General features: G+C 61.9%; 11 protein-coding genes. 6 read left to right on the top strand and 5 right to left on the bottom strand.

The annotated features are described in order from the left end of the window. Positions 1-106 precede the first annotated feature (106 nt). Entirely contained in the window at positions 107-1,693 is a 1,587-nt protein-coding gene (gene serA, locus ACOOE2_RS05470; RefSeq protein ID WP_420382008.1) for a phosphoglycerate dehydrogenase, read from the bottom strand. A gap of 133 nt (positions 1,694-1,826) precedes the next feature. Beyond that, positions 1,827-2,951 carry a phosphoserine transaminase gene (locus ACOOE2_RS05465; RefSeq protein WP_420382007.1) on the bottom strand — a complete coding sequence of 375 codons (1,125 nt, stop codon included), beginning with the start codon at positions 2,949-2,951 and terminating at the stop codon, positions 1,827-1,829. A gap of 282 nt (positions 2,952-3,233) precedes the next feature. On the opposite strand from ACOOE2_RS05465, the gene ACOOE2_RS05460 reads away from it, so the two are divergent. Genes ACOOE2_RS05460 through ACOOE2_RS05450 form a run of 3 tightly spaced genes read left to right on the top strand, consistent with a single transcriptional unit; the run spans position 3,234 to position 6,188 of the window. Next, entirely contained in the window at positions 3,234-4,049 is an 816-nt protein-coding gene (locus tag ACOOE2_RS05460) for an outer membrane protein (protein ID WP_420382006.1), read from the top strand. 8 nt (positions 4,050-4,057) lie between these two features. Beyond that, complete coding sequence (locus tag ACOOE2_RS05455) at positions 4,058-4,855, top strand: hypothetical protein (protein ID WP_420382005.1); 798 nt, start codon at positions 4,058-4,060, stop codon at positions 4,853-4,855. Next, positions 4,848-6,188 (top strand): phenylacetate--CoA ligase family protein, encoded by a 1,341-nt coding sequence (locus tag ACOOE2_RS05450; RefSeq protein WP_420382004.1) that lies wholly within the window; start codon positions 4,848-4,850, stop codon positions 6,186-6,188. Before ACOOE2_RS05455 ends, ACOOE2_RS05450 begins: the two co-directional genes overlap by 8 nt. 261 nt (positions 6,189-6,449) lie before the next feature. Here the strand turns inward: ACOOE2_RS05450 and ACOOE2_RS05445 are convergent, their stop codons facing one another. Then, positions 6,450-7,040 carry an endonuclease/exonuclease/phosphatase family protein gene (locus tag ACOOE2_RS05445; RefSeq protein WP_420382003.1) on the bottom strand — a complete coding sequence of 197 codons (591 nt, stop codon included), beginning with the start codon at positions 7,038-7,040 and terminating at the stop codon, positions 6,450-6,452. A 13-nt stretch (positions 7,041-7,053) separates the two neighbouring features. After that, a complete protein-coding gene (locus ACOOE2_RS05440; protein WP_420382002.1) occupies positions 7,054-8,475 on the bottom strand; it encodes a phospholipase D-like domain-containing protein in 1,422 nt (473 codons plus the stop codon). Between the two features lie 300 nt (positions 8,476-8,775). On the opposite strand from ACOOE2_RS05440, the gene ACOOE2_RS05435 reads away from it, so the two are divergent. Further along, a complete protein-coding gene (locus ACOOE2_RS05435) occupies positions 8,776-9,414 on the top strand; it encodes an extensin family protein (RefSeq protein ID WP_420382001.1) in 639 nt (212 codons plus the stop codon). 246 nt (positions 9,415-9,660) lie between these two features. Here ACOOE2_RS05435 and ACOOE2_RS05430 read toward each other — a convergent pair whose 3' ends face one another. Beyond that, positions 9,661-9,933: a hypothetical protein gene (locus ACOOE2_RS05430; protein ID WP_420382000.1), complete on the bottom strand. Its 273-nt coding sequence runs from the start codon at positions 9,931-9,933 to the stop codon at positions 9,661-9,663. A gap of 244 nt (positions 9,934-10,177) precedes the next feature. Between ACOOE2_RS05430 and ACOOE2_RS05425 the strand changes: the two genes are divergently transcribed. After that, positions 10,178-10,888, top strand: coding sequence for a hypothetical protein (locus tag ACOOE2_RS05425; protein ID WP_420381999.1), 711 nt, complete (start codon positions 10,178-10,180; stop codon positions 10,886-10,888). Between the two features lie 267 nt (positions 10,889-11,155). After that, positions 11,156-11,812 carry a hypothetical protein gene (locus ACOOE2_RS05420; protein ID WP_420381998.1) on the top strand — a complete coding sequence of 219 codons (657 nt, stop codon included), beginning with the start codon at positions 11,156-11,158 and terminating at the stop codon, positions 11,810-11,812. Positions 11,813-11,840: the final 28 nt, after the last annotated feature.

The following is an 11,840-nucleotide window of genomic DNA, read 5'->3' as shown; positions in this document are numbered from 1 at the left end:
GCGCACCGCCCCAACCCCGGCATCCCGCCGCAAAGAAAGCACCCAGTGCAAGCCAGTAACGGGATCCAAGGGCCCCCGGCCTTTGGCCGCCGGAGGCTCTTAAAAATCAGGCGAACTTCAGAGCCTTAACCAAAATCACCCCCGGCAAAGCCCGCGCCTTGGCCAACACCTCGGCATCCACCGGGCTATCCACCGACAACAACAACACCGCCTCACCCCCGGCCTGGCGCCGCCCCAGGTGGAACGTGCCGATATTGATCCCCTCGGTCCCCATCAATGTCCCGATCGAGCCGATGAACCCGGGCGCATCGGTGTTGACGATATACAACATATCCCCGTCCAGATCCGCCTCGACCGCAATATCGAACAATTCGACCAGGCGCGGCTGCCCCTGCCCGAACAGCGTCCCCGCCACAGTCCGCTGTCCCGCATCGGTATCGACCGTCACCCGCACGAGCGTACGATACAGCCCCTCGCGATCATGCCGCACCTCGCGCACATCCAGCCCGCGCTCCTTGGCCAGGAACGGCGCATTGACCATATTCACCGTCTGCGAATACTGCTTCATCAGCCCCGCCAGCACAGCCGCGGTAATCGGCTTCTGGTTCAACTGCGCCGCAGCCCCCTCGACTTCGATAGCGATCTTTTTGACTTCATCACCGACCAGTTGCCCGATCAACGCCCCCAGCTTGTCTGCCAAAGCCATATAGGGCTTCAACTTGGGCGCTTCTTCCGCCGACAACGACGGCATGTTCAGGGCGTTGGTCACGCCCCCTGTCACCAGGTATTCGGCCATCTGCTCCGCAACCTGCAACGCAACATTGACTTGCGCCTCGGTCGTCGAAGCCCCCAGATGCGGCGTGCAGATGAAATTCGCCGTCCCGAACAACGGACTGTCCGTCGCCGGCTCGGTCTCGAACACATCGAGCGCCGCGCCTGCAACATGCCCGCTATCGAGCATGTCCTTCAACGCCGCCTCATCGATCAGCCCGCCGCGCGCACAATTGACGATGCGAACGCCGGGCTTGGTCTTGGCCAAATTCTCGCGGCTCAGCATATTGCGCGTCTCGCTGGTCAGCGGCGTGTGCAAAGTAATGAAATCGGCCTTGGCCAACAGCGTATCGATATCGGCTTTTTCGACACCAATCTCGATCGCGCGCTCGGGCGTCAAGAACGGATCATAGGCCACGACCTTCATCCGCAGCCCCAGTGCCCGGCTGGCGACAATCGACCCGATATTCCCCGCGCCGATCAGCCCCAGCGTCTTGCCGGTGACTTCAACACCCATGAAGCGGTTCTTTTCCCACTTGCCCGCCTGTGTCGACAGATCCGCCTCGGGCAACTGCCGCGCCAGGGCAAAGATCAACGCGATCGCATGCTCGGCGGTCGTGATCGAATTGCCGAACGGCGTGTTCATCACCACCACGCCCTTGGCCGAAGCATAAGGGATATCGACGTTATCCACGCCGATCCCAGCCCGTCCGATCACTTTCAGATTGGTCGCCGCATCCAGAATTGCCTTGGTCACCTTGGTCGAAGACCGGATCGCCAGGCCATCGTACTGCCCGACGATCGCAATCAACTCCTCAGGCGTCTTGCCGGTGATGACATCGACGTCACACCCCATGTCGGCAAAAATACGCGCAGCATTCGGATCCATCTTGTCCGAAATCAAAACCCTGGGCTTGGTCATAAAAAATCCTCAAAAAAAGGAAAAATCCTCCCCGTCCCGGGGAGGGGGACCGCGCGAAGCGTGGTGGAGGGGCGTTGCCCCAAGCGCAAAGGTCAAATATACGCACCACCCACCTCGCGCAGCAGCGCAAAAGTCAGGCGGCCAACTGGCTCCAGGCCCAGTCCAGCCAGGGCCCCAGTGCAACGATATCCGCCGTATCGACAGTCGCCCCGCACCAGATCCGCAACCCCGGCGGCGCATCGCGGTACCCGGCGATATCAAACGCCGCGCCTTCTTTCTCCAGCAGCCCGGCAAACTTCTTGATGAACTCCGCGTCAGCCCCGGCCACCGTCAAACACACCGAAGTATGCGACCGCGTGCCACTGTCGCGCGCAAGATGCCCCAACCAATCCCGTTCGGCGACAATCTTGTCCAACGCCTGCGCATTGGCCGCACACCGCGCCTTCAACCCGTCCAGGCCACCCACCGACTTCGCCCACTCCAGCGCAAAGATCGCGTCTTCCACGGCCAGCATCGACGGCGTATTGATCGTCTCGCCCTTGAACACGCCCTCGGTCAGCTTGCCCTTCGAAACAAGGCGAAACACCTTGGGCAACGGCCAGGCCGGCGTATAGCTTTCCAGCCGCTCGACCGCACGCGGTCCCAGGATGATCACCCCGTGGCCGCCTTCGCCGCCCAGCACTTTCTGCCAGGAAAACGTCGCGACATCGATCTTGTCCCAGGGAATGTCATAGGCAAACACGCCGCTGGTGGCATCGGCAAACGAAAGCCCCTGCCGGTCGGCCGGGATCCACGCGCCATCGGGCACGCGCACGCCGGACGTCGTGCCGTTCCACGTAAACAGCACGTCGTTCGACCAATCGACTTTATCGAGATCGGGCAACTGCCCATAGTCTGCGCGCATCACGGTCGGCTCGATGCGCAACTGCTTGACCGCATCGGTCACCCAGCCTTCGCCGAAGCTTTCCCACGCCAAAGTCGTTACCGGTCGCGCACCCAGCATCGTCCACATCGCCATTTCAAAGGCGCCGGTGTCGGATCCTGGCACGATGCCGATGCGGTGCGTGTCGGGCAGTTCCAGCCCCTCGCGCATCAGATCGATGGCCAGCCCCAGACGCTCCTTGCCGATCTTCGCACGATGCGACCGGCCCAGCGATTGCGTCGCCAATTTGTCGGGGGAATATCCGGGCGGCTTTGCACACGGTCCGGACGAGAAAAACGGACGCACCGGTTTCGTGGCGGGTCTTGTATCAGTCATGTAGTCTCTCCTTGCAGAGAGCACGCGCGGCGTTGGGACCGCGTGGCCCGGCGCCGTTCATAGTGGCCAACGAGCGCCTGTCAACCGGTCGCCGCGCCGCCCGTGTACATGCAAGTGGTTGAAGAATAAACGAACAGACCATTACAATAACCCTCGAATCATGATTGAGTAGATTGTCACAACTACGGCGTTGTCAGTTCACGTCGACTGGTATATCTGGTGCGCATACTGCTTCGCATGGGTTTTGTGATCTGCGGGCGCAAACAAGATCGGGGGATCATCATGGTGCGTTTATCGAAATCGGTGCCGTTGGCCGCGTTGCTGGTCGTTCCGGCACAGCTTGCGCCAGTACAGACCGCAGCGGCCGATACTGTCGATTGGAATGGGCCTTATGGCGGCGTCCATGCCTCTGTCGTCGGAGCCAAGACAAAATGGTCCGGCACAAACGCCTATACCACCACCACCGACGGCCCGGAGGGCAACCCGACTGACACGCCCATTCCGTCGGGCTCGGCCTCGCCCACAGTCATGGAAGCGCACCCGCGCAACGGCGAATCGTTCGTGACCGTCAACAACACCGAAACCGTGATCGATCGCCATCGGACGACCACCGGCGGCGGCGGAGCCCGGCTGGGCTACAACTACCAGACCGGCTCCACCGTGCTCGGGGTCGAAGGCGACGTGACGTTCTCCAGCTTTACCAACAGCGACGGCGGCCTGGGCAACGGCACCGCCGGGCCGAATGAAGGCTACGGCGTAACCACGCACGGCAGCGTCGTCGGCACCGTTCGCGGCCGCGCCGGCCTGGCATTCGATCGCGCGCTGCTGTTCGGAACGGGGGGCGTCGCCTTCACCAATCTGCGCAGCACGCTGATCGCCAATTCGGGCCTGGCCGACACGCACAAGACCACGACCGGATGGGTCGCGGGTGGCGGCGCGGAATTCATGCTCAGCCATCGCTTCTCGATCGCCGCGACCGTGCTCTACAACGATTTCGGCACAGCCCATCTGTCTGCCGGCGATTCCACCACCGGTTTCAACGCTGCTGTAAAAACGCACTATGTCACCGGCGCACTCGGCGTAAACATGCACTTCTGATCCGCGCAATGCCGACCGAAGACCACTGGAAACAGTTCCACGAACGTCGCAATCGCCTGAGACTGCCGCAACGGCCGGACCAGGCGGTTGTCGACCGCTTTGCCGATCTCGTCTGCGATCACGACGCCCGCGTGCTGATGCTCGGCCTGACTCCGGAACTCGCAACGATCGGCCACGATCTGACCATCGCGGACTGGAACGACGAAGCGCTTCACCGCCCCGTTCCCCGCGCCTCCGAACGGACCAGTCTGGTACGGATCGACTGGCGCGAAATGGTTTTCCCTCCGCATGCGTTCACCGCCGTCATCGGCGATGGCGGCATGACGATGGTCCCCTCGGCCGCCGATTATCGCCAGATCTTCGCGAGACTGGCCGATTGCATGGTCCCCGGCGCGCCAGTGGTGGTGCGCTGCTTCGTTTCGCCCGATGACCCCGAGCCGCTTTCCGCCATCCGCGACGCGGTAATGTCGGGCCAGGAACCCAGCTTCCACGCACTCAAATGGCGCGTCGCCATGGCCGCAGCTGCCCCCGCCGGCGTCATCCCTGTCCGCGCCATCGCCGCCGCCTTCGACGAATGCTTTCCCGATCGCACAGACCTGTGCGCCCAAACCGGCTGGCCGCCACATCTGGTGGCCGAAATCGACAACTACCGCATCTCCGACGCCGTCTACACATTCTTCAACCGCGCCGCGCTGTTCGCTACCCTGCCTGCCACGTTCGCCAACCCGCGCCTGGTCGCCTCGGGTGATTACCCGCTGTCACATTGCTGCCCGTTCCTTGTCGCCGAACGCGCAACCGATGCCTAAACCAACCCCGGCGCCGCTGCTCCAGCCCAAACTCAAACTGCCCGCGCCCGCTACCGTCATCGACCTCGACCGCCAGATCGCCGCCGCCGAACGCCTGCCCCCAACACAGATCCACACCCGCCAACTGGCACAAGTCGCCCGCCTTGCGCAGCATTTTGCAAACCAATCCCCGCGCTTTGCCGAACGCCTGCGCGCCGCCCGCCTCACCCCGGCCGATCTCGCACGCAAAACCGGTTTCACAGCGCTACTCCCGATGGACCGCCGCTGGCTGCAGCAATCGCAAGGCCTGTTCGCCGCAACCCTCCCCCCCGGCCACGAACCACGCGGCACCAATTCGACCTCCGGCTCGACCGGCGAACCCGTCACCGTCCAGCGCTCCCACGTCATGCAATTGATCTGGCTTGCCAACATCGCGCGCGAACACCGCTGGCGCGGCAGCGACTTCGCCATGCCGCTGGCCTCGATCCGCGCCCATATCGACGCGCCCCGCGCCCTGCCCGGCTGGGGCCCACCCGCCGATTTCCTTGCCACGACCGGCCCATCGGTTTCCCTGCCGATCACCTGGGACGCCGAACAACTCTACGAATATTTGCGCGATTATCGCCCGGGCAACCTGCTGATCTATCCGACCACACTCACCGCCCTGATCGACATCGCCGCCGCCCGCGGCCCTTTCCTGCCCGCCGGCGCGATGATCCGCACCATCGGCGAAACCGTCACCCCCCATTTGCGCGGCCGCTGCCAGACCGTGCTTGGCACCTCCATCCAGGACACTTACTCGTCCCAGGAAATCGGCCACATCGCCATCCAGTGTCCCGATTACCAGACCTATCACACTGCCGCAGAATCCGTGCTGGTCGAGGTCCTCCACCCAGACGGCACCCCTTGCCAGCCCGGGGAAACCGGCGCCGTCGTCATCACCGACCTCGCCAACACCGCCACGCCGCTTATCCGCTACAAAATCGGCGACCACGCCGAAATGGGCAGCCCCTGCCCCTGCGGCCGCACCAGCCCGACCTTGCGCAAGATCATGGGCCGCGAACGCAACATGATCGTCAAACCCGACGGCACCCGCCACTGGCCCCTCGTCGGCTTCGACCGCTTCCGCGACCTCGCCCCGGTCCGCCAATACCAGCTGATCCAGCACGACCCCGATCAGATCGAAGCCCGCTTCGCCACCACCCGCCCCGTAACCCCCACCGAAGAGACCGCCCTGCGCGCCCACCTCCACACCGCCCTGGGCCACCCCTTCACCCTCACGCTCCGCTACTACACCGAAGACCTCCCCGGCTCCCGCACCGGCAAATTCGAAGAATTCCTCCGCCTCTTCTAACCACTCCCCCCACCCCCACCCATTCCAAAAAAAGAGCGTCTCCGGCGGCCAAGAGCCATCGCCCATAGGCGCTAAATTTGTTTTTTCTCGTCTTCCCGGGCTTGACCCGGGATCCCGCTTTACTTTCGCGGTATCTTCAAATTCGGGCGTTTCCGCGCCAAAGAAGCGGGACCCCGGGTCAAGCCCGGGGCGACGGCAAACACGCAGCGCAAGCCAGTAACGGGAGGCAAGGGTGATAACCCTTGCCCGCCGGAGGCCCTCCTAAACCGCCAGGTCAATCACCATCGGCCGATGATCCGAAGCCCCGAACGCCAGCACCCGCGCCTCCCGGCACACCACTCCGCGCAAAAAACACCGATCCAGCCGCAACGGCACCACCCCGCCCATCAGATGCGTCGCCTCGCGCGCGCCCACATCGTCAAACCCGGGCAGCAACGCCGCGCCCACCATATTGCAATCGCCCAAAATCACCGCGCGATGCGGAATCGCATCGGCAATCCGCCGCAACTGCCGCCGATTGAGCACCTGCCCATGCGACAGATGCACATTGGCCACGGTCAGCCCGCCAAAATCGATAATCTGGCTGCACCGCTGCACGATCAACCCGCGCGGCAGGGTCAACCCGCCCGCGACCGTCGTAAACGCCCCCGGACTCCATACGGCCAACCCATGATGCCGCCCCGGCAACGGCAACCGCGCATAACTCCCGCCCAACTGCCGCGGCAAAGCATCGAGCGCAGCCTCCGCCTCCTGCATGACCAGCAAATCCGGACGGGTTGCCGCAATCAACCGGCTGATATCTTCCCCTTTGGCCCCGGTGGTATGCAACAAATTCCAGCTGACTATTCGCATGGCAGGGTCCGCATCAGGCGCCATGCTCCGCCGCGCCCGATCGCCACAGCCGATACGCGCGCAACGCCAGGTCGATCCCGCCCCAGATCGCCATGATCGCCAGCGCCCACGCAAACACCCGCGGAAACACGATCAACGCCAGCCCCAGCAACAGCAGCGCCACTCCGCCGCCCAGCACCACAAACGATTCCGCCGGCCGCAACGCGCGCCGATACAAAAACGTCGCGCCCAATGTACTGCCCACCGCAATCGCGCCCGACAACAACCGCTTGCCCGCCGTCCCGGGTTCCCGATCCGGCCCGCCATCACCCGGTCCCGAGACCGTCTGCGGCTTGCCCAGCCATGTGCGACTGGTCCCGATCACGACCTCGGTGGCATTGCCGATATCCCGCTCGAACGCCGCCTCCATCTGCCCGGCCAGGTCACCATCCTCGATCGTGACATCGAGCTCGCGATTGGTGATCCAGCTCGCCAGGTTGGAATTGCTCGACCCGATCCGCGTCCAGCAGCCATCGACCACCGCGGTCTTGGCGTGGACCATCGGCCCGTTCCATTCGAAAATCCGCACGCCTGCATCAAGCAATGGCCGATACGCCGTCTTCGACAATGCCCCCACCATCGGCCAGTTGCTCGACCCCGGCACCAGCAGCCGCACATCGACCCCGGCCCGCGCCGCCCCCGTCAATGCCCGCACATACCCTGTCGTGGCGACAAAATACCCGTCGGTCAGCCACAACGATGTCTGCGCCACTTCGGCCACCAGCTCTTCCAGCCGGTACAGCCCCATCGCGCCAGGCCGCCCCGCGATCACCGAAACGGTCACGCCCTCACCGCCAGCCGCAGTCCGCGCCCCGCCACAAGGCGCCTCCTCATGCACCGGCGGCGTATGATGCAGCGCCGCCGCCCAGCTATCCTCGAACGCCGCCTCGATATCGGCCACCACCGGCCCGCGCAATTCGATCGCGGTATCGTGCCATGGCGGTATCCCGCGCGCCGCATCCCCCATCCAGTCATGCCCGATGCACAGCCCCCCGGTAAACGCGACTTCGCCATCGACACACAGCACCTTGCGATGATCGCGGCTGATCGCGTGCATCGGATTGGTCAGCTGCAGCGGGTTATACCGGCACACCTTGACCCCGCCGCGCCGCAACGATGCCCACAACGAAGCCTTCGTGCGCGTCAGACATCCCAGCCAGTCATACACGACGCGGCATTTCACTCCGCGCGCTGCGGCCGCCAGCAGGGCATCGACAAACCGCGCGCCGGTCGCATCCGATTGCAGGATATAGTTTTCAAGATCGACAAACCGCGTCGCCGCGCCGATCGCATCGAGCCAGGCGGCAAATGTCTCGGGCCCGTCGATCAACAACCGGACACGGTTTCCCCCCGACAGGCGCGCGCCCGCCACACGGCAAAACGATGGGTCGGACAAGGCCTTCAGCGGATCGATGGGGCACCTCTGTGTAAAACCTGTCAACCTTAACATCTGCGCCACAACTGAAAAGCCCAATGCAGACGATAGCATCATGGCCCTCTCATCGGCGCCGTCACACCTGCAAAAACAAAACACGACAAAGCGTTCAAAACCCGGTCGAATGCCCATTCAATCGCAACACTTTATTGACCATATTTGCTGCAAACTTGCGCCATGGTCAGCCCCCCCACGACTCCGCTCCGCGCCTTCGCGTTCCACCTGGTCGCCCCGTCGCTACTCGCCCCGTTGCTACTCGCCATGTCCCTGCTCTCCGGCTGCGTCAGCGCGCCTGCGCACTACACCGCGACACAACGCCCCGTTGCGAAATACGCACCCGCATACCCGCCCCGCCTCAGCACCAACCAGTGCCTGATCAACCTGGGCCAGACCCAGGCCAATTTCACCCCGCTACCCGATCAAAGCTTCGGCGCCGGCTGCTCGACCATCAACACCGTCAAGCTGACCTGGCTGCGCGGCGACGACGCCCACCTGCAACTCGCCAACATGGGCCCGGTCACCTGCTCGCTCGCCGCCGCAATGGAAGGCTGGGCCCGCTTCGCCGTAGACCGCGCCGCCCGCCAGATTCTGGGCAGCCCGCTCGCGCGCATCGACACCTTCGGCAGCTACAACTGCCGCAACATCGCCGGCAGCGACCACCGCAGCGGCCACGCCACCGCCAACGCGGTCGACATCGCCGCCTTCGTCCTGGCCGACGGCCACCGCATCACCATAAAATCCCAATGGTCGACCGGCACCCCAGCCGAACAAAACTTCCTCCGCGTAATCCGCACCAGCGCCTGCCGCCGCTTCGCCACAGTCCTGACCCCCGACTACAACGCCGCCCACCACGACCACTTCCACCTCGAAGTCGGCACCCCGCACCCCTTCTGCCACTAAACACGCCGGCCAAAACCGCGCCACCACGCACCACAACCGCTCGTCATCCGGGCGCGAACCCAAAGCATCCGCACATCTCGCCTAAATGTCTGCATCTAACGACATCCGCTCATGCTGAGCCTGTCGAAGCAAACGCGCTGACACGCGTCCACCTCGTCAACACGCAGGTCGGTCGCCACGGTCGATGGCCAAATCTGATAACGTCCGCTTCCGCCAACTTGCGGACATAGCGAACCGGACGCATACTCAACTGATGCTTAGGATCGTGACTAAAATAGTCTCAGCGGTAGGCGCGCTGATATCGATTATACTCGCTGCGCTCAATTTTCTCCTGCCATGGGGCGAGTGGAATTGTGGAAATAACAGCCTTAATATTGCAATCACCAGTTTTATCGGCGCAGCTGCGCTGTCTTTTGCCATCACTATTTGGCGGAAGGTCGCTCCTTCCAGATCATACCTGAATTTTATAATTGCGTGGTGCCCTTGGGTGATCGCTATTTTATTGAACTTGTTCGTCATCGCGCTGGCGCCCCGCTGTCCTTTCCCATCGTACTAGGTGAACGACAGCGCCCAACCACTTTCCGCCGTTCCCCGCCTTACGGTCGGCCAGATGGTCGCCATGGCAGCTCACGCCCCAAAAATTGCCACTTAAGCGGTTGAAACTAATTCCCATTATCAGTTGTAGATCAAACCCCAAAATTGATGCGGTTGGCCCAGAAATCGGCTAGCGCATGCTGGTTATCCATGATTGGAGAGGCATTCGATGGCGCGCGCAGCGGGATTGGCAGTGTTTATGCTTGCGCAGACGGTGGTTGGGACACCTGCTTTGTCACAATCTGCAGCGACAGCCTCAGTCCCGCTCGGTCAGGGACTTGGTTGTGAGCTACATGTTTGGCCAACGCGCGATGGTGTTGCAAACGTACAGGGAGTGGCCAGTGTTTTGTTACCGTTCGGGTCTTTTGTGGATCGGCAAGCGCACAAGCAAACAAACCAAACTATTGCGGCCGCAGTAGTCGCAAAAATACCGCCTGAAGCACAGGCAGCGGCCATGAAGCGGGAGGACGTACTTTCATCCCTTCGTCTCCCGGCCACAACGCGGGTGGTAATCGAAGACACTCTGCCGGCCTACGATGAACTGGGAAAGGATCCTGTCGCAAAGCAACGCGTCAGCCAGTTGGGAGAGGCAGTCAATGCAGGCCGACGAATAAGCTCATCGCAATCAGCCTGTTACGCTGAGCTGCTGGTTTCAGCAGTCGGTTTTGCGAGGTCGCCCCTTGACCCGCCCGTGCTGGCCGTGCGCTGGATTTTTCGCCGCTGGCAGGGGACAAAGCCAAAAAATACTATTGGCTGGCGCCGGCACTGGCTTCCTGCCGGCCTTGGCACCAACAACTTCGTGGCTGCACAGGACACGATGATGCAGGACCTTTATGCAACCACGCTGATCGAATGGGCGCGAGCGAAGGTGAAGTCTTAATTTGCATCCTGGCAATTCGCTACAGCCGTCGCTCTTAATGGAACCCTCGACAACTGCCCTCTCCCCCGTTTGCCAGAATGCAGAGTGGCGCGCTGGTTTCGATAGGCTTAGACATACAATCATGGAACGCCAGAGTTGAAACGCGTGGCACGCCTTTCCGTTTCCCCACCACTTTCCGCCAGTCCATGACGTGAGGCCCGTGAGATAAATTCAACGGCAGCAAACACCCACTAGCGGACATTGGCCGTTTGAGGTTTAACGGACACTATGACTGATGATCAGCTTTCAATTTTGTGGGCCTTTGCACGTGGCGATTTGTCCGGCGAAACCTTCGAACAGTGGTGCTTCGAGCAACCTGAGTTGGAAGACTTCTTGGGAAATGAGCTGCATTGGGAAGTAGTTTCAGCGGACTACGCCAACAAAGAAATTGTTTGGCATCTCCGTCAAACGTTAGCCGATTGCCTGCGCGCTTTGTCAAAATGTGAATGCCTTGCGCTTCGAGACTTGGCCGTTGTTCCAATGGGCGGTGACCTTTATCAAGAAAAAGTATTCAACTCCTTAGATAACATATTCGTTTACGGTAAAGACAAGTGGTGGCTTTACGTCGTCGAGTGCAGGGTGTGCTTGACAAATTGGCTAGTGGCGCAAGATGAGCGGATTTACGATAATTTCTATCTACGTCGTATGAATTTGGCTGCCCGACAGCAAATCGCTGATACGGGCGATTGGCCAGACGAGTTCATTACCTACGAAAGTGTTCTTAGACTAGGCAGGACGCTGAGCAACCCTTGCACATTTTTCGATCCACATTCCCCGGCGCTCGTCCACACCAAAGCGGACCTTCGCAAGGAACGCTCTGATATAATTATCGAGGAGATCGCATACCTGCTCGCCATCCCGGTTTTGCAGGCCAATAGCTTGTAGGGTCTAACGGCGGCTAACCACCATCGTC

This window comes from Novosphingobium sp. (genome assembly GCF_965214355.1).
Lineage (GTDB): Bacteria > Pseudomonadota > Alphaproteobacteria > Sphingomonadales > Sphingomonadaceae > Novosphingobium.
The sequence above is the reverse complement of the archived record's forward strand: the minus strand, read 5'-3'. Positions and strand labels throughout refer to the sequence as shown.